This window comes from Nonomuraea fuscirosea (assembly GCF_035917475.1).
Classification (GTDB): Bacteria; Actinomycetota; Actinomycetes; order Streptosporangiales; family Streptosporangiaceae; genus Nonomuraea; species Nonomuraea fuscirosea.
Genome location: NZ_CP109074.1, coordinates 10742417 through 10760300 on the forward strand (window position 1 = coordinate 10742417; position 17884 = coordinate 10760300).

The window sequence follows — 17884 nt, forward strand, 5'->3', positions numbered from 1 at the left end:
GACCCTCGACGAATACCTCCAGGCGCCCTGACCCCGCCGTTCCATCACACACCCCGAAGAAACCGATGGGCCGCACGATCGCCTACGCGCGGGTCTCCACCCGCGACCAAAACCCGCAGCTCCAGCTCGACGCCTCGCCGCGGACGGCTACGACGTCCTGTTCCAGGAGAAGATCTCCAGCCGCCTGCGCGGAAACCGTCCCGAATTCGCCGCCACCCTGGCCGCCCTGCGCCCCGGCGACACGCTGAAGTTCTGGAAATCCGACCGGTGGGGCCGCTCAGCCGCACACGTGCTGACCGTGGTGACCGAGCTGCGCGAGCGCGACGTCAAGGTCGTGTCCCTGACCGAGAACTTCGACCTGGACACCAAAGAAGGCCGCTTCATGTTCGCGGTCCTGGCCGCGGCCTCCGAGTACGAACTGGAACTGCGCGCCGAACGCCAGGCCGAGGGAATCGCCGCCGCCAAGCGCCGCGAGGCCACCGGCGCCATGCTGCCCGGCAAGAAGAAGACCGGCCGGCCGCGCGTCATCGGCCCCGCTGAACTGACCCCCCTACGCCGCTTGGTCAACGATGGCACCTCGGTCACCGAAGCCGCCCGCACTCTCAAAATCGGCCGCTCCACCGCCTACGCAGCACTCGCGCGAGGCTGACCAGCCGCTATCCCACCCACATCCCGGTTCTGCCCGTCGCGGTCCCTAGCAAGATCATTCTTCCTGTGGGACCCGACAAGAGCGCGGCAGAATCAACGACATTAACCGTGGCACGTCACACGTCCTCGTATGGGTGGGCTCGGAGTGCTCGTACGGGCTGAGTTGAGCCGCTTGCGGACATGCTGCTCGTGTGATCCGCAGTTGTATGCGGGGTGGGATTGGCAAGCCGTGAGGGATGGATGGGCGGTGGTTTGGCTCCCTGCGGCCGGCCGTCATGACGTCTGGAATTCTGATGCGTTCTCCTTGGTCGCCACCTTCACCGGGACCGCCACCGTCTTCTCGACGGTTTCGCCCTTGGCGAGTTTGACGGCCGCGTCCACCGCTTCCTGGCCCAGCAGGCGGGGTTGCTGGGCGATGGAGGCGGCCATCGTGCCGGCCTTGACTGCGGCTATGCCGTCCGGGGTGCCGTCGAAGCCGATCACCTTGACCTGCTGCCCGGCCTTGGCACCGAGTGCTTTGATCGCGCCCAGGGCCATTTCGTCGTTCTCGGCGAAGACGCCCGTCACGTCGGGGTGTGACTGGATGAGGTTGGTCATCACGTCCAGACCCTTGGTGCGGTCGAAGTCGGCCGGTTGTTTGGCCACGACCTTGATCCCCGGGTAGGCGGCGATGCCTTCGGTGAAGCCCTGGCCTCGGTCGCGGGAGGCGGAGGTGCCGGGGGTGCCTTGGAGGACGACCACGGTGCCCTTTTCGCCGAGTTGCTTGGCCAGCTCCTGCGCGGCCAGTTTTCCGCCCGCCACGTTGTCGGAGGCGACGGTCTGGGCCACTTCGGCTCCGTTGACGCCCCGGTCTGCGGCGACCACCGGGATGCGTACCCGTTCGGCCGCCTTGACCGCCGGAGCGGCGGCGTCGGAGTCTACCGGGTTGATGATGACCGCCTTCATGTTCTGGCTGGTGAAGTTCTGGACCTGGTTGACCTGCTGGGAGGCGTCGTTCTGGGCGTCGGTGACGGTCAGTTCGGCCCCGAGCTTGGTGGCCTGGGCCTGGGCGCCGTCACGGAGCTGGACGAAGTACGGGTTGTTGAGCGTCGACACCGACATGCCGATCTTGATGTCGCCCGCGCCCGCGCCTGGGGAGGCGGTGGAACCGTCACCGCCTCCGGAGGTGCCGCACGCCGCCAGGCCCAGGCCGAGGCATAGGGCGGATAGGGAGAGCATGGTCAGGCGGAGTACGCCTCGATGGGTCCCTGGTTGTACGCCCCGAGGGGTTCCGGGTTGTACGCCCAGAGAGGGCGCGGGGTGGTCGAGCGCGGGCTTGGGGGGTGCGGGTTGTTGCTGCCGGGGTGCGGCGGGACATGGCACGGCCTGGTGGTGCGCGGGCTGGTGAGATGCGGGCGAGTCGGACACGGGGCGGCAGGGCGCGACCGGGTCGGTCGTGGCCTGCTGGAGTGCGGCAGTTGGGTAAGGCGTGGGTGGGTTGGGCGCAGGGTGGTGGGATGCGGCCAGGTCGGGCGGCAGTTGGTGGGGTGCGGGCTGGTCAGGTGTGGGCTGGTCCAGTGTGGGCTGGCTGGGTGTGGGTTGGACGGGCGTGGGCTGGCTCGGTGCGGGATTGCCTGGCGTGGGCCGGTCTGGTGTGGGGTGGCTGGTTGTGGGCTGGTTTCGTGTTGGTTGGGTTGGTGTGGGATGGCGCATGACTTTCTCCTAAGTGGTGGTTCGGCGGCGGAGGGTGTCGACGAGGACTGCCAGTGCGATGACGACGCCGATCACGACCTGCTGCCAGAACGCGGACACCGACAGCAGGTTCAGGCCGTTGCGCAGGACGGCCAGGATGAGGGCGCCGACGAACGTGCCCAGTGCGCGGCCCTTGCCGCCGGACAGGCTCGCGCCGCCGATCACGACGGCGGCGATGGCGTCGAGTTCGTAGCCGGCCGCCGCCTGTGGTTGGGCTGAGGCCAGGCGGCTGGCCAGGACGATGCCGGCCACCGCCGCGAAGCCGCCGGACAGTGCGTACGTGACCAGTTGCTGGCGGTCCACCTTGATGCCCGAGAGTCTGGCGGCCTCGGCGTTGCCGCCGATGGCGTACATGGCGCGGCCGGGGTAGGTGCGGTTGAGGATCACGGCCGTGATCACGCCCATGATCACCATGACGATGACGGGGATCGGCAGGTAGAGGCCGATGGTGTCGCCGAGGTGGGAGACGGTTTCCGGCATCGCGATCGGGCTGCCCTGCGAGACGACCAGGGCCAGGCCGCGGGCGATGCCGAGCATGGCCAGCGTGGCGATGAACGGCGGCAGCTTCCCGTACGCGATCAGTGCCGCGTTGACGAGCCCGCACACGACGCCCACCTCCAGCGAGATCACGGTGGCCAGCGGCCACGGCAGCCCGGCGGCGGTGGCGGTCCAGGCCAGCGTGATCGCCGACAGTGCCGCCACCGAGCCGACGGACAGGTCGATGCCGCCGGTCACGATCACGAACGTGGATCCGAATGCCAGGATCGCGGTGACGGCGGCCTGGACGCCCACGTTGAGCAGGTTCGTCACGCTGAGGAAGTCGGACGACAGGAGTGACAGCGCCACGACCAGCACGACGAGCGCCGCCAGAGCGCCGTTCTCGGCGAGCCAGGCGGCGGCTGGTGACCGCCGCGCGAGCACGTGTGCGTCAGTGGGCATGGGGTCCCTCCAGCACGAGTCCGTGAGCGGACGCGGGAGTCTCCGTCGTGGGTACGTGAGCGGGTGCGGGAGTCTCCGCCGTGAGTGCGTGAGGGGGCACGGAATCCTCCGCCTCGGTGGTGGCCGGTGCCGTCACGTCGTTCAACCAGGTGGCGGTCGATGGTCGGTGCGCGAGGGCATGCGTGTCAGTGGGTAGGGGATCGTCCCGCCTCGGTGGTGTCGCGTTGTTCGGCCTGGTGGTGGCTGGTGGCCGGTGCGTGAGCGGATGCGTGTCAGTGGGCACGGGAGCCCTCCACCTCCGTGACGGCGAGGGCCATCACGTCGTCCTGGGTGGCCTCGGTGGCGCGGAGTTCGCCGACGAGGCGGCCTCGGGCCATGACCAGGATCCGGTCGCTCATCCCGAGCACCTCCGGCAGGTCGCTGGAGATCATCAGCACCGCGTGCCCCGAGTCGGTGAGGGCGTTGACGAGCTGGTAGATCTCGACCTTGGCCCCGACGTCGATGCCCCGGGTCGGCTCGTCGAGGATGAGGACGTGGGCGTCGGCCACCAGCCACTTGCCGATGACCACCTTCTGCTGGTTGCCGCCGGACAGGGTGCGGACCTCCTGGTCGAGGCCCGTCATGCGGATGCCGAGCCGTTCGGAGACCTGGGCGGCGGCCGTGCGGAGCCGGGTCCGGTCCACGAAGCCGGCGCGGGTGGCGTCGCGCATGGTGACCAGGCCGAGGTTCTCGCCGATGCCGGCCCCCAGGACCAGCCCCTGGCCCTTGCGGTCCTCGGGCACCAGGCCGAGGCCCGCCTCCATGGCGGCGTGCACGTCGCCGGGCGGCAGCCGTTCGCCGCGGACGACGACCTCGCCCGAGTCGTAGCGGTCGGCGCCGAAGACCGCGCGGGCCACCTCGGTGCGGCCCGCGCCCACGAGCCCGGCCAGGCCCACCACCTCGCCCGCGCGTACCTCGAACGACACGTCGTCGAACGCGCCCGCGCGGGTCAGCCCGGACACCCGCAGCAGCGGCTCGCCGCGAGGGGACGGGCGGCGCGGGTACTGCTGGTCGATGGGCCGGCCGACCATGAGCCCGACCAGTTCGTCGCGTCGGGTGTTCGCCGGGACCTCGGCCACGGACCTGCCGTCGCGCAGTACGGTCACCCGGTCGCCGATCTCGGCGATCTCCTCCAGGTGGTGGGTGATGAAGACGATCGCGACGCCCTCGTCGCGCAGCTGCCGCACGATGGTGAAGAGTTTGGCGACCTCGCTGGTGGTGAGGACGGCGGTGGGCTCGTCCATGATGAGGACGCGGGCGTGCAGCGCCAGGGCCTTGGCGATCTCCAGCATCTGCATGCGGGCGATGCCGAGCCGGGCGACCGGGGTGCGCGGGTGTACGTCCACGCCGACCCGGTCGAGCAGCCGGGCGGCGTCGCGTTCCATGCGGGCGACGTCCACGAAGCCGAATCTGCGTGGCGGGCGGCCGAGCGCCAGGTTCTCCGCGACCGTGAGCTGCGGAACCAGGTTGAACTCCTGGTAGATGGTCGCGATGCCGAGCCGCTGGGCGTCGCCGGCCGAGTGCGGGTGCACGAGGTGGCCGTCCATGCGGACCAGGCCGCCGTCGGGGCGGTAGGCGCCGGAGAGGATCTTGATGAGGGTGCTCTTGCCGGCGCCGTTCTCGCCGAGGAGGACGTGGACCTCGCCGGTGCGCAGGCTCAGGTCGACGCCGTCGAGCGCGACGACGCCGGGGAAGACCTTACGCAGGCCTTCCGCTCTGAGAACTTCCTCCCCGCTCACATAATGTCATTATCCGTTACGGACAGTGGCGAATCATCGGAGAGCCCGCGCCCGGGAGGTGTCGGGCGCGGGCCGTGTCACCGAGGGGTGGTCAGGGCTTGCTGATGCGGACCGCGTCCGCGATGACGTAACCGGTGCCGGACGTCCACCGGCTCACGCCGACGACGTTCTGTGTGCCGGCGTTCAGGGAGAACGTCCCGATGCTGCGCCAGGCCCCGCCTCCGGAGCGCTGGTCGACGTAGACGGTCTGGTTGCCGCCCGCCGTCGCCACGATGTACGGCGCCGAGCTGTTGTATCCGGCGTCGGCCGGGTACCAGACCTCGACCTGGTAGGTGCCGGCGCTGGGGATCGTGGCCGAGTACCAGGCCGGGTCGCTGGCGGAGACCGGGTCGGCGAAGCGGTAGTCGGCGCCGTGGCGCTGGCTGGAGTAGGTGGAGGTGCCCCAGTTGGCGCTGGCGGTGAACTGGCCCGCGGTGGCGTTGTCGACCGTGGTGGTCCACGAGGGGGTGCCGCCGCCACCGGTCACGTAGTTCATGTACGTGGTCCAGTTCCAGTGCGAGCCCGGGTCGGTGTGGGTCGCGCCGGGGACCTCGTTGTGGCCGATGATGCCGGTCCGGTTCTTGGGGATGCCGTACTTGTCGCACAGGGCGCGGGTGAGCGCGGCGGAGGCCCGGTACATGGCGTCGGTGAACCACGAGGCGTCGTTGACGAAGCCCTCGTGCTCGATGCCGATCGAGCGGTTGTTGTAGGAGGAGTTGCCGGCGTGCCAGGCGACGTCCTTGTCGCGCACCATCTGGGTGATGGCGCCGTTGGAGGACTTGACCACGTAGTGCGCGGAGACCTGGGCGCTCGGGTTCTGGAACCAGGAGATGGTGCCGGCGTACGAGCCCTGGGTGACGTGGATGACGACCTTGTCGATGTTGTAGCTGGTCTCCCGGTTGGAGACGCGGTAGTTGCTGGAGCTGGCCGCGACCCAGGCGGCCGGCGGGTAGTCGGGGCTGGCCACGGCGGCCTGGGCGTCCACGCCGCGGGCGTTCAGGTCGCGGGCCTTGGCCAGGTCGCCGCGGTCGGCGGTGACCTCCTGCGGCTTGACCCGCACGCCGCGCAGGTCGATGCCGAGGCCGAGCCCTTCGTAGACGGCGTCGGCGTACAGGCGGGCCAGCTCGGGGGAGGAGGCGTTGCCGTACTGGGCGACGGCCTGGTACCAGCGGCCGGCGTCCTTCCTGGCGCTCTCGTCGAGGCCGAGCTTGTCGGCGTGGGCGCGCAGCACGGCCGCGCCGCCGAGGATGTTGGCCGCGTCGTCCGACTTGAGCTTGTCGGCCGGGAGCCCGGTGAGGTCGGCGGCCCGTTCGAGCGAGTGGTTGGTCGGGTTGCTGACCAGGTGCATCACACCGTAGCCGCCGCTGGCGCTGGGCTCGCCGGCGTGGCCGTCGAGGTGCGTCTCGGCGTAGGCGAGGGCGACGAGCAGGTCACGGGGTACGTCGTGCGCGGCGGCGGCCTTGGCGAACGCGGCCGGCAGTGCGGGCTCCTTCGCCTGAGACCAGGCGGGCTGGCCGGCGGCGACGAGGATGACGGCGAGGATCGAGGTGGCGAGGGCTGCTAATCGCGTGCGGGCGAGAGTCATGTGAGGTGCTCCTCGTTCACAGGTGACGGGTGCAACTTACGGCAGCTTCTGACTTATGTCGATAATTGACATTAACTCTGAGTTAGGTGAAACTTTTCGCCTTGTCATGTGGCGTCCGAGATTGGGCCCCGTGAAACTGCTGAAAACTATTGCGCTCGTCGGCGAATGCACTGAAACTTCCCTTCGTGACCGCGCTCCTGCGTACCCTCATGGCGGCGCTCACCGCCGCCGCACTCGTCAGCATCGTGGCCCCGTCCCAGCCGACCCCCGCCGCCGCAGCCGCCTGCGCCGTCGATCCCGCCACCCCGAAGCGCCAGCTCAGGGCCATGTGGATCTCCTCGGTGGCCAACATCGACTGGCCCAGCCGCACCGGGCTGAGCGTGGCGGCGCAGCAGGCCGAGTTCCGCGCCTGGCTCGACCTGGCCGTGGCCAAGCGGATGAACGCCGTGGTGGTGCAGGTCAGGCCGACGGCGGACGCGTTCTGGCCCTCGTCGTACGAGCCGTGGTCGCAGTGGCTGACCGGCACCCAGGGCGGCAACCCGGGCTACGACCCGCTGGCCTTCATGGTCGCCGAGACCCACGCCAGGAACCTGGAGTTCCACGCCTGGTTCAACCCGTACCGGATCGCCAACCACGACGACCCGTCCAGGCTGATCTCCAGCCATCCCGCCCGGCGCAATCCCGGCTGGCGGTTCGCCTACGGCGGCAAGCTCTACTACAACCCGGGCATTCCGGAGGTACGCGACTTCATCGAGGACGCGATCATGGACGCGGTCTCCAAGTACGACGTGGACGGCGTGCACCTCGACGACTACTTCTACCCCTATCCGGTGAGCGGCCAGGCCATTCCCGACGCGGCGGCGTACGCGCAGTACGGCGGCTCGTTCTCCAACGTCGGCGACTGGCGGCGGGAGAACGTCAACCTGCTGATCCGCGAGCTCGACCAGCGCATCCACGCGGCCAAGCCGCACGTGTCCTTCGGCATCAGCCCGTTCGGCATCTGGCGCAACAACGGCACCGACCCGCTCGGCTCGCGCACGTCGGGGCTGCAGTCGTACGACGCGATCTACGCCGACAGCAGGAAGTGGGTCAAACAGGGCTGGGTGGACTACCTCGCGCCGCAGATCTACTGGCACATGGGCTTCGCCACCGCCCCCTACGAGGTGCTCACCGCCTGGTGGTCCGACGTCGTGCGGGGCACGGGCGTGCAGCTCGTCGTCGGGCAGGCCGCCTACCGCGCCGGCGCCTCCGGGCAGGACGCCGCCTGGCAGGACCCGGCCGAGCTGAGCGACCACCTGCACGACAACCGGCAACATCCCGAGGTCGCCGGCGACATCTTCTTCAGCGCCAAGGACGTGCGGGCCGACCGGATCGGCGCGTTCACCAGGGTCGTCAACGCTCACTACACCAGGCCCGCGCTGCTGCCGGCCCGCGGCACGGCCGCCGCCCCCGCCGCGCCGTCGATCACCTCGGCCACGCGGGGCTCGAACGGCGTCCAGCTCGCGTGGACGGGCTCGGCCACCTCGTACGCGGTCTACCGGGTGGACGGCAGCCCGACGAGCGCCGATCCGTGTTTCTTCGCCGACGCCCGCAACCTGGTCGGGACCACCCGGCAGAAGACGTTCACCGACGCCGGCGCCGGCGGATCGGCCTACACCTACTACGTGGCCGCGCTCAATCGCACCCACCAGGAGAGCGCGCCCAGCGCGGGCAAGGCCGTCGGCCAGGGCGGCGGCGGCGCGTTCAGCGTGGTGATCGACAACGCCGGGCCCGGGTTCGCCGCCGGCTCCGCCTGGGGCACCTCCACCTACTCCCCGCAGCTCCACGGCGCCGACTACCGCTTCGCCGAACCCGTCGCGGCGAGCGATCCGGCCTGGTTCAGCGCGGCCGTCCCGAGCGCGGGCGACTATCGGGTGGAGGTGTGGCATCCGGCCGATCCCGGCTACAACAGCGCGACTCCGTACATCGTCGCGGCTTCCGGTGGGAACCGGACGGTCACTCTCGACCAACGTACGGGGGGTGGAACCTGGCGCAGCCTGGGCACGTACCGGCTGGACGCGGGCACGTACAACGTGGTCGGGGTGAGCCGCTGGACCGCCACGACCGGGTACGTCATCGCGGACGCCGTCCGGATCACCCGGCTCTGACCGGCTACGAAAGTAGGGGTGGGCACGTACGGCGGGTGATCGTACGATGAGGCCGTGGACGGTGCCCGCCCGCGGCCGATCGACGCGGTCGCGGCCCTGGCCGCGGCGGGTCTGACGCCTGTGGCCGGCTACTCGGGCACGGGCCTGGTGCTCCTGCTGGCAGGGGCGCTGCCGGTGTTCTGGATGCGCCGGGCGCCCCTGGTCGTGGCCTGGATCGGAGCCGGCATCGCGGTCGCCGTGCCCGCCCTGTCGTTGCTCGCGCCGTCCGTCGTGCCCCTTCCGCCGCCGGACACGCTGCTCTGGCCGCCCTTGGGGCCGTTCGCCGCCTACGCCGCGGTGGCCTGCGCCCGCGACAGCCGCCCGCTCTGCCGCCGGCTGCCGGTGCTCGTGCTGGCCCTCGGCGTCCTTTCCCTGCCCGACCGGTTCGGGCTCGTCGCCAGGTCCGAGGCGGTGATCGCGCTCGCCGTCCTGTACGGCCTGTACGTCTCCGTCAGGGAACGCCTCCGCGCCGAGCTGGCCGAACGCGCGCAGCGGATCGAACGCGAGCGCCTGGCCGGCCAGCTGCACGACGTGGTCACCCACCGGATCGGCCGCATCGTGCTCCAGGCCGGCGCGATGGCCCTGGCGGCCGGCGACGAACGCGCCAGGGCGGCGGCCGAGGACATCCGCACGACCGGCTCCGAGACGCTGGAGGAGTTACGCCACATGACCGCGCTGCTGCGGCGGGGCACCGGGGAGGGCTTCGACCTGGGGCTGCCCCTGCCGGACCTGCGGCCGCTGGTGATCGACTCGGCGCAGGCCGGCGTGCCCGTCGAGCTGTCGGTCGAGGGCACGCCCGTGCCGGTGCCCGGGCCGGTGGGGCGCAGCGCGTACCTGGTGGTCGAGGCGGCCCTGGCCAACGTGCGCGAGCACGCGCCGGGGGCGGACGTGCGGGTGCGCGTCCGCTACCCGCCCGGTTACGTGCGGATCGGCGTGCGCAACTCCGCCGGGCGGCCCGGCGCCTGGGTCAGCGTCGCCGGGCCGGGGCCGAGCCTGACCGACCTGCGGCGGCGGGTGGAGGTGGCCGGCGGGACGCTGGAGAGCGGGCCCCTGGAGGACGGCGGCTTCCACGTCGAGGCCACCTTCCCGGCCGCCTGAACCGGCGCCGCCCTTCCCGGCCGCCTGAAGCGGTGGGCGTTCAGGAGCTGTAGATCACCGACAAAAAGCGCACCAGCACGTCCTCCCGCGAGGCGGGCGGCAGCGCGTCCAGCACCGCGTTGACCATCGCCATCTCCGGCTGCCCCGCCCCCGGCCGCAGGTCCACCCCGACCGACGCGCTCAGCTCGGCGAACGACGCGTCGTCGATGGTGTCCAGGTCCAGCCCCGCCACCAGCTCGACCAGCCCTTCCGGCAGCACGACGGGCCCGCGTTCCCTGGCCGCCTCGGCCGACTCGGCGATCACCTTGAGCATGGCCTCCACCCCGGCGAGCGTGACCCCGGTGACCGTGATGTGCAGGTTGGCGGGGATGCCGGCGTACGAGAGCTGAGGTTGCAGGAACCAGCCCCGCGCCCGCGCCTCGTCGGCCAGCACGAACACGTCGACGCCGTCGCCGGCGAAGGCCACCAGCGACGACTCGGGCTCGCCGAGCACCCGCAGCCCGGGGATGGCGGCCAGGCCGGCGCGCAGCCTGGTCGTCGCCTCCAGCGTGGCCCGGCCCAGCTCCGCGTACCCCTGCCGGCCCAGCGCCTGAAGGGTGGCCCACGCGCCGCCGAGCGGGCCGGCCGACCGGGAGCTCTGCACGGTCGCGTTGATGATCGTGTACCCGGGCCAGGCGGCCGAGGCGAAGTACGCCCGCCGCCGCATCGCGGGATCGGCGAACAGCAGGACCGAGGCCCCCTTGGGCGCGTAGCCGAACTTGTGCAGGTCGCAGGAGATCGAGGTCACCCCGGGGACCGACAGGTCGAACGGCGGCACCGTCGCCCCCGCTTCACGTAACCAGGGCAGCAGCCAGCCGCCCACGCACGCGTCCACGTGGAACGGCACGCCCGCCGCCGACGCCACGGCGGCCACCTCCTCGATCGGGTCGATCACGCCCTGGGGGTAGGACGGCGCGGAGGCGACGACGAGGACGGTGTCCGGACCGATCGCCGCCGCGACGTCGTCGGCGTGCGCCTTGTACGTCGACAGGTCCACCGGCAGGGCGACGACCTCGACCCCGAGGTAGTGCGCCGCCTTGTGGAAGGCCGGATGGGCGGTGACCGGCAGGACCAGGTTGGGGCGGTCGCGTCCGGCCTGGTCGCGGGCCGCCTTGACGGCCAGCATGATCGACTCGGTGCCGCCGCTGGTGAAGATGCCGTGGCCGCCGCCGAGCAGGTCGGCGACCGCGCCGACGACCTGCCGCTCCATCTCGACCACGCTGGGGAACGCGGTCGGGTCGAGGCAGTTGACCTCCAGCATCTCCAGGTAGGCCCGGGTGGCGGCGTCGTTCACCTCGGCCCGCCCGGTGTCGTAGACGTAGGCGGTCACCTGGCCGCCGCGTACGGGCAGGTCGTGCTCCTTGAGCCGGGCGACCTCGGCGAGCAGGTCTTCCGTGGTCCTTCCGGCCGGAGGCAGGTTCACGTGGCCTCCTTCGTTCTCGTGGGGGTGAGCCTTCCGTACCTGACGACGAACGGCAGGCTGATCAGCATGAGCAGGGCGGGCAGCGCGGTGAAGCCGAGCAGCAGCCCGGTCAGCGCGCCGGGCGGCTGCGCGACCGGCGCCTCGGTCGGCGCCGAGGTGAATCCCGACAGGGTCAGCACCAGCGCGAACAGCCCGGGTCCGAGTGCCAGGCCGGCCGTCTCGCCCGCCGTCCACAGGCCGGTGAACGCGCCGGACTGGGCATGTCCTGTACGGGCGGCGTCGGCGTGCACGGTGTCGGGCAGGAGCGACAGCGGCAGCAGTTGCAGCGCCGCGTAACAGACCCCGGCCAGGGCGGTCAGCGCCAGCGTGGCGATCAGCCCGCCCGAGGCGATGGCCGGGATCAGCGCGACCGCGACGCCGCAGAAGCCGACGGAGGCGGCCAGGTAGCAGCGCACCGCCCCGTGCACGCGGGCCAGCCAGGCCCAGCCGGGCACCGCGAGCATGCTCGGCCCGACCAGGCAGACGAACATCACCGACGTCAGCCCGTAGTCGCCCAGCCGGTACGACGCCACGTACGGCGCGCCCGCCAGCATCACCGCCACGGCCAGCGCCTGCGTCACGAAGGCCGCCAGCAGCACGAAGAACGGCCGGTTTCCCCTGGCCAGCCGGAAGGCCGCCACGGGGCCGAGCTGCCTGGGCCCCGGCCTGGACGGCACCCAGCGGGTGGCCAGCGTCGAGCCGGCCAGCGCCGCCGCCATGATCGCGCCGATCGTGACGCCCATCACGGCGTATCCGGCCCGGCCGCCCCCGGCCAGATCGACCACGGCCGGGGCCAGGCCGCCGGCCACGAGGATGCCCACGGTCAGGCACACCACCCGCCAGGACATGATCCTGGTCCGCTCGCCCGGATCGGGCGACATCTCGGCCGGCAGCGCCACGTACGGGACCTGGAAGCAGGCGAAGGCCGTGGCCGCCAGCAGGAACGCCGCCCCGGCCCAGAGCGCCCCGGGAACGTCGCCCGGCACCGCGAACATCAGCGCGAACGCCACCGGCAGCGCTGCCGAGCCGGCCGTCAGCAGGCGCGTCCTACGGCCGGTCCGCACCGCCTCGCGGTCGCTGGCGGCGCCCACCAGGGGGTTCAGCAGCACGTCCCAGATCTTGGGCGCGACCAGCACGGCGCCCGCCACGGCGGCGGGGACGCCGAGCATGTCGGTCAGGTAGTACAGGAGCAGCAGGCCGGGAACCGCCGAGAACACGCCGGTCCCGACGGAGCCGACGCCGTAACCGAGCAGCCGGCCCCTCCCGAGCCGGCTCACCGCGGGCGCCGGCGCCGGCCGGGCCTGAGGTTCTCGCCGGGCCGCATCACCAGCCGGTCGGGCCGCACCACCGGCCGGTCGGGTCGGCTCACCTGGGGTCGCCGGGGAGGCCGAGGGTGCGGTGCAGGCTGGTGTGCAGGTGGGCGCGGAAGCGGCGCAGCGCGGCCCGGTCGCCCGAGCCCCTGCGCCGGCCCTCGGCGTCCAGCACCCCGCCCTTGGCGAAGCCGTGCACGGACCAGATCACCGTCCACACGGTGTACTCCAGGTCGACCTCGCCGGAGATCAGCCCGGCCTCGACCGCGGGCCGCAGCGCGCCGGTCACGGTGGCGAGCAGTGGCTGCACGTACTGGCGTTCCAGCTCGGTGATGTCGCTGGCGTCGGAGAGCCAGCGGTGCATCCACAGCGCGGGCACCTCGGGGTTGTCCACGCAGAAGTCGAGGTAGTCGTCGGTGAGCCCGTGGATGGCGGCGACCGGGTCGGCCGCGCCGGGCAGCCGGGCGAGCGCCGTCTCCAGCGCCGCCTTCTCCGCCTGGTGGGCGCGCTCCATGACGGCCAGGTACAGCTCGCGCTTGCCGCCCACGTGGTAGTTGACGGTGGCGATGTTCAGCCCGGCGGCCTCGGCGATCTGCCGGGTGGAGGTGCCGTCGTAGCCGAGCGCCGCGAACAGGTGTGTGGCCACCTTGAGTATCAGGCCGGCCTGGGTGCTTTCGCCGGGTGTCATACCACCGAAGGTAGTTCGGTCACCCCTTCTCGGTCAATCGCTTGATGGAGACCTCAGGCCCGCGCGAGCTTCCAGGCCGGGCTGTCGAGGAAGTGGTTGTCGAAGCGTTCCTGGGACTCGAGCAGCTCCTCCAGCGTGGCCTCGCCCGTCTTGAGCCGCGCCAGCAGGCGGAAGTACTCGAAGCGCTCGACGCCCGGCGTGATCACGATCAGCAGGTCGGCCTCCGAGCCGGGGGCGGCGGCGAAGGCGTGGGCGACGTCGGGCGGCACCACGGCCACGTCGCCCTGCTCCAGGGTCACCACCTTCTCGCCGGCCAGCACCTGGGCCCGCCCGTCGAGCACGTAGAACAGCTCGGAGGCGGTGGTGTGGGTGTGCGGCACCGCGCCGTCGGCCCCTTCGCCGAGGGTGATGCGCACGGTGCTGAGCGCGCCGCCGGTGGCGCTGGAGTCGAGCAGCATGCGGCCCGTGCTCGGCGGCCCGCCGATGACCTCGGCGTCCACGGAACGGATCACGGCGGCGGTGGCGGGGTCGAAGATCGTCAAGGTCTTACTCCTTCGGTACGGCGGCACCGCGCAGCGCGGTGTCCACCAGGCGTTCGGCGTAGGCGCGATCGACCGGCAGCCCGGTGATCAGGACGCGGTAGTAGAGGGCGCCGGCGAGCTGGTCGAACAGGGCCTCGACGTCGAGGTCCGGGCGCAGCTCGCCGCGTTCGACGGCTCGGTGCAGCAGGGCATGGGCCAGGGCGTTGCGCTCGGCGTACATCCGGCGTTCGAGCGCGCCGACGTCGGGATGGCGGGCGGCGGCGGCGACCAGCTCGGCCACCGTGCCGGCGCCCCGACCGTCGTCGGGTTCGTCCTGGTCGCCGGCCTTACCGTCGGGCTGGTCGCCCGGACGGTCGTCGGGCTGGTCGCCGGCGGAGGCAGCGCCGCGGCCGGCCGCACGCATGCGGTTGAGACCGGCGGCGATCTTCTCCAGGTACGCGGGCAGGTCGCGGCGGATGTCGCCGCTGTCGGTGATCTCGTCGCCCGCCTGGAGCCTGGCCACCACGGCCAGGGCCAGGTGGTCCTTGGTGGGCCAGCGGCGGTAGAGCGTGGTCTTGGCGACCCCGGCCCGCTCGGCCACCTCGTCCGGCGACAGGCCGGCGTAGCCGCGCTGGAGCAGCAGCTCGGTGGCCGCGCTGAGCACGCCTTCGTCCACGTCGGCCCTGCGCGGCCGGCCTCGCGGGGTCATGTCACGCCTCTCTTTCGAAACTCGGGTAGCGAAAAAGACGCTACCCCGTGAGAGGCGTATTACGCAACCGGGGTTTCGTAATTAGTCCGGCGCCCAGTACTTCTCCATGATCTGATCGAGCAGCCGCACCACGGGCTGCCAGCTCCCGGGCAGCCGGTAGCGGGCGGCCCTGCGGTGGTCGTACGCGAGCGTGTACTTGATGAAGTCCGCCCCCTGCGGCGGCCGCTCCGAGCTGCCGATCCGCAGACTCCGCAGCAGGCCGCGGAGCTTGCGCTGCTCCTTGGCGGTCAGGCACTTGTCGATCGTCGGCCCCGTCCGCCGGCTGAGCCGTACGCACCCGCTGCCGTACACGATCACGCGGTCGTTCAGCCCCGCGAAGCCGCCCTGCTTGCGGAAGTCCACCAGCGCCCGCTTCGGCGCGACCTCCGCCTGCGCCGGGGCCATGGACGTGTTCAGCGCCAGGAGGAGCACGGGCAGGAGCACTATTCGCCAGATCCTCATGCCCCTACGACGTACGCCGGCCGCGATCGGCTCACCGGAACGCGTCCCCTAGGCGTGCGGGGTGTCCCGCGACGCCCAGGGGGCTCCCTCACGGCTACCCGCAGCGGGCGCCGTTGAGGTGGAACACCTCGGGATCCGGGTTGGGGCCTGAGGCGTTCGTACCGGTGAAGCCGAACGTCACCGACTTGCCCGGCTTGATCCGGCCGTGGCCGCCCAGCGCCTTCGCCGTCACCACCGAGCCCGACTGCGACAGCGCCGCGCCCCGGCCGTCACGGACGCGCTGGCCGCTCAGGAACGACCAGCGCAGGTCCCAGCCGTCCACGCTGTGCTTGCCGGCGTTCTCGATCACGACCTGCGCGGTGAACGTGTGCGAGCCGTGCGCCGAGTAGCGGACCCGGCAGTCCGAGCGCCCGCCGTCGTCGGTCAGGAAGGCGGAGACCCAGGCCAGTGGGGAGTTCCAGTTGATGGTCAGCTCGTTCGTCGACCACGACTCGATGTCGTCCACGTAGCAGAACTGCGGCTTGCAGCCCTGCAGCAGCCGCTGCGCGAGCGGGTCCTGGATGCTGGAGTTCGGGCCGCCCGACAGCGTGCCGCGCGGCGGGTTGGGCAGCGCGGGGTCGAGCTGGTGGGCGTACCAGCGGCTGTGCTGGTTCTTCGAGGCGACCTCGCCGTAGCCGGTGACGTACGACTGGTTGAGCGCGTTGCGGCCGAGGAGGTAGTCCATGCCCTCCTGTACGGCCGACCGGTACTTCTCCTCGCCGGTCAGGTCGTACGCGGTCGCCATGACGACCATGTTGTTCAGCACCAGGTTGTTGGAGCCCCAGTCGAAGTCGGGCGGGTTGTACGCCAGCCCGTACGGGTGCGCCCGCTGGACCGCCAGATACTTCTCGGCCCCCTCGACCACCGACCTGCGGACCCGGGCCCGGTCCGGCAGCGCGTTCGGCACCGTCGCCAGGTCCAGGCGGCCGAGCTGGGCCGTGTTGCCCCAGTCGAAGCCGCGCTCGCGCCAGATGTCGCCGGTGTGGTGCGGCGAGGCCAGCACGAAGTCCATGAACTCGCGCTCACCCGTGGTCAGGTACAGCTCGGCCGCCGCCCAGTAGAACTCGTCGCTCACGTCGTTGTCGTTGTAGGCGCCGCCGCCGGTGCCGTCGCTCGGGTCGGCGTACCGCTCCGGGTTCGCCCTGGCCGCCGCCCACGCCTTGCGCGCCGCCGTCAGGTTCCTGGCGGCGAACGCGGCGTCGTACGGGGCGAACAGCCGGGCCGCCTGCGCCGCCGTCGCGGCCAGGTTCAGCGTCGCGGCGGTGGAGGTGGGGTGCAGCTCGCGCAGCTGCGGGTCCAGGTGCGGCAGCAGCGGAAGGCCGGTCCAGTTCTGGTCGTGGATCTTGTGGTGCGCCATGCCCGCGTACGGCTTGCCGTCCGGCACCTGCATGCTCAGCAGGAACTCCTGCTCCCAGCGGGCCTCGTCCAGGATGTCCGGCCGGCCGTTGCCGCTCTCCGGGATGTTCAGCTGCCGGTCCTTGAACGCGGTCTTGTCGCGCTCGTACGCGGCCATGAGCTGGAAGACCGAGATGCCGCCGTTGACGACGTACTTGCCGTGGTCGCCGGCGTCGTACCAGCCGCCCTTGACGTTCAGGCTGTAGTCGCAGACGCCCGGCTGGCACGGCACGCTCACGTCGCCCTGGTTCGGCGCGACGCCGACGTGACCCGCCGGCCGGCCGTAGCCGGGGCGCAGGCGGTCGAGGATCTCGATGCCGCTGCGCTGGGTGTAGTAGAACTTCAGCGCGTCGGCCGGAAGCTGCTCGTACAGGTCGGCCGCGATGTCGAACGGCCGGCTCGTCTCGCCGTCCGCCGTCACCGTGTACCCCTTGCCCGGCTTGCGGTAGGAGCCGAAGTCGAGCGTGTGCACGTTCTGGCCCGAGCTGGCGTCCACGCCCCTGGGGGTGGTCCTGCCCCGGGCCACGGTCACCTGGCTGGCGTTCTTGAGCTCCCATGCCAGGGCCGTGGTCGCCTCGGTCACCACCGTCGCCTTCTTCGGGCCCGTGGGGAGGTAGCCGACCATGTTCACGCGCACGCGGGGGCCCGTGTCCGGTTCGTACACCTCGGGCTCCGCGCCGCCCTTGAGCGACACGTCGTCCATGCAGAACCTCCAGGGCTCGGCGCTGCCGCCCAGCTGGAAGGCGACCTGGGCGTCGGGCAGCGACACGGGGGCGGTGAACGTGTAGGAGTAGGAGTTGCCCGAGACGCTCATCTCCGGCGCGGCCGACAGATACTGCGTGTAGGGGTCCACGGGGAGCTGGATCAGGGCCCGGCCGACCCTGGCCGGGGTCGCGGTGGCGAAGAACCGGTAGGCGTACGTCTCGCCCGCCACGAGCGGGAGGTCGTTCTGGCCGATGATCACGTCCCACGGATTGGCGGTGCCACCGGGGATGTCGGCGCACAGCCGGCCCTCGTCCACCGCGAGGGTGACGTTGCCGGTGCCCCACCAGGGGGCGGTGCCGGTGTCGAAAGTGCCGTTCACGATCTGCTCGGGTCCCTCGTCGGCGGCCTGGGCCGCTGGGGCGGGGGACAGGGCGACCATGGTGAAGAGGGCCAGTAAGGCGGCCCGGCGTCGGGTCATGGAGGTCCTTAGGGGGTGTGGGAGCGCTCCCAA

At 71.6% G+C, this 17884-nt stretch carries 13 protein-coding genes and 1 pseudogene; 3 read left to right on the plus strand and 11 right to left on the minus strand.

Going from position 1 to position 17884, the window contains the following annotated elements; translation table 11 throughout:
* Positions 1–43 precede the first annotated feature (43 nt).
* Positions 44–649, plus strand: a complete 606-nt coding sequence (locus OIE67_RS49500) for a recombinase family protein (protein ID WP_326645731.1) — start codon at positions 44–46, stop codon at positions 647–649.
* 272 nt (positions 650–921) lie between these two features.
* Here the strand turns inward: OIE67_RS49500 and OIE67_RS49505 are convergent, their stop codons facing one another.
* The 4 genes and pseudogenes from OIE67_RS49505 to OIE67_RS49520 all read right to left on the minus strand — a co-directional run bounded on the left by OIE67_RS49505 (position 922) and on the right by OIE67_RS49520 (position 6720).
* The gene (locus OIE67_RS49505) at positions 922–1866 is read right to left on the minus strand and encodes a D-ribose ABC transporter substrate-binding protein (protein WP_326633723.1); all 945 of its coding nucleotides are present in this window, start codon (positions 1864–1866) and stop codon (positions 922–924) included.
* Positions 1867–2358: 492 nt separating this feature from the next.
* A pseudogene (locus tag OIE67_RS49510) lies at positions 2359–3318 on the minus strand (ABC transporter permease); the annotation flags it as partial.
* A 272-nt stretch (positions 3319–3590) separates the two neighbouring features.
* Positions 3591–5096, minus strand: a complete 1506-nt coding sequence (locus OIE67_RS49515) for a sugar ABC transporter ATP-binding protein (RefSeq protein ID WP_326633725.1) — start codon at positions 5094–5096, stop codon at positions 3591–3593.
* Positions 5097–5187: 91 nt separating this feature from the next.
* Positions 5188–6720, minus strand: a complete 1533-nt coding sequence (locus OIE67_RS49520) for a golvesin C-terminal-like domain-containing protein (protein WP_326633727.1) — start codon at positions 6718–6720, stop codon at positions 5188–5190.
* Between the two features lie 185 nt (positions 6721–6905).
* Between OIE67_RS49520 and OIE67_RS49525 the strand changes: the two genes are divergently transcribed.
* Positions 6906–8867, plus strand: coding sequence for a family 10 glycosylhydrolase (locus OIE67_RS49525; protein WP_326633729.1), 1962 nt, complete (start codon positions 6906–6908; stop codon positions 8865–8867).
* Between the two features lie 54 nt (positions 8868–8921).
* Positions 8922–10004, plus strand: a complete 1083-nt coding sequence (locus tag OIE67_RS49530) for a sensor histidine kinase (RefSeq protein ID WP_326633731.1) — start codon at positions 8922–8924, stop codon at positions 10002–10004.
* 40 nt (positions 10005–10044) lie between these two features.
* Here OIE67_RS49530 and OIE67_RS49535 read toward each other — a convergent pair whose 3' ends face one another.
* From OIE67_RS49535 to OIE67_RS49565, 7 genes are all read right to left on the minus strand, one after another.
* Positions 10045–11466 carry a pyridoxal phosphate-dependent decarboxylase family protein gene (locus OIE67_RS49535; RefSeq protein ID WP_326633733.1) on the minus strand — a complete coding sequence of 474 codons (1422 nt, stop codon included), beginning with the start codon at positions 11464–11466 and terminating at the stop codon, positions 10045–10047.
* Entirely contained in the window at positions 11463–12782 is a 1320-nt protein-coding gene (locus OIE67_RS49540) for an MFS transporter (protein ID WP_326633735.1), read from the minus strand. Before OIE67_RS49540 ends, OIE67_RS49535 begins: the two co-directional genes overlap by 4 nt.
* Before the next feature lie 88 nt (positions 12783–12870).
* Positions 12871–13503: a TetR/AcrR family transcriptional regulator gene (locus tag OIE67_RS49545; RefSeq protein WP_326633736.1), complete on the minus strand. Its 633-nt coding sequence runs from the start codon at positions 13501–13503 to the stop codon at positions 12871–12873.
* A gap of 53 nt (positions 13504–13556) precedes the next feature.
* Positions 13557–14045: a cupin domain-containing protein gene (locus OIE67_RS49550; protein ID WP_326633738.1), complete on the minus strand. Its 489-nt coding sequence runs from the start codon at positions 14043–14045 to the stop codon at positions 13557–13559.
* Between the two features lie 4 nt (positions 14046–14049).
* Entirely contained in the window at positions 14050–14733 is a 684-nt protein-coding gene (locus OIE67_RS49555; RefSeq protein ID WP_326633740.1) for a TetR/AcrR family transcriptional regulator, read from the minus strand.
* Positions 14734–14814: 81 nt separating this feature from the next.
* Complete coding sequence (locus OIE67_RS49560; RefSeq protein ID WP_326633742.1) at positions 14815–15234, minus strand: hypothetical protein; 420 nt, start codon at positions 15232–15234, stop codon at positions 14815–14817.
* Between the two features lie 94 nt (positions 15235–15328).
* Positions 15329–17851 (minus strand): glycoside hydrolase family 9 protein, encoded by a 2523-nt coding sequence (locus OIE67_RS49565; protein ID WP_326633743.1) that lies wholly within the window; start codon positions 17849–17851, stop codon positions 15329–15331.
* Positions 17852–17884 lie beyond the last annotated feature (33 nt).

Coding starts and splice junctions, on each gene's coding strand:
- OIE67_RS49565 (WP_326633743.1), bottom strand. CDS start 17,851: ATGACCCGACGCCGGGCCGCCTTACTGGCCCTCTTCACCATGGTCGCC.
- OIE67_RS49505 (WP_326633723.1), bottom strand. CDS start 1,866: ATGCTCTCCCTATCCGCCCTATGCCTCGGCCTGGGCCTGGCGGCGTGC.
- OIE67_RS49545 (WP_326633736.1), bottom strand. CDS start 13,503: ATGACACCCGGCGAAAGCACCCAGGCCGGCCTGATACTCAAGGTGGCC.
- OIE67_RS49560 (WP_326633742.1), bottom strand. CDS start 15,234: ATGAGGATCTGGCGAATAGTGCTCCTGCCCGTGCTCCTCCTGGCGCTG.
- OIE67_RS49520 (WP_326633727.1), bottom strand. CDS start 6,720: ATGACTCTCGCCCGCACGCGATTAGCAGCCCTCGCCACCTCGATCCTC.
- OIE67_RS49555 (WP_326633740.1), bottom strand. CDS start 14,733: ATGACCCCGCGAGGCCGGCCGCGCAGGGCCGACGTGGACGAAGGCGTG.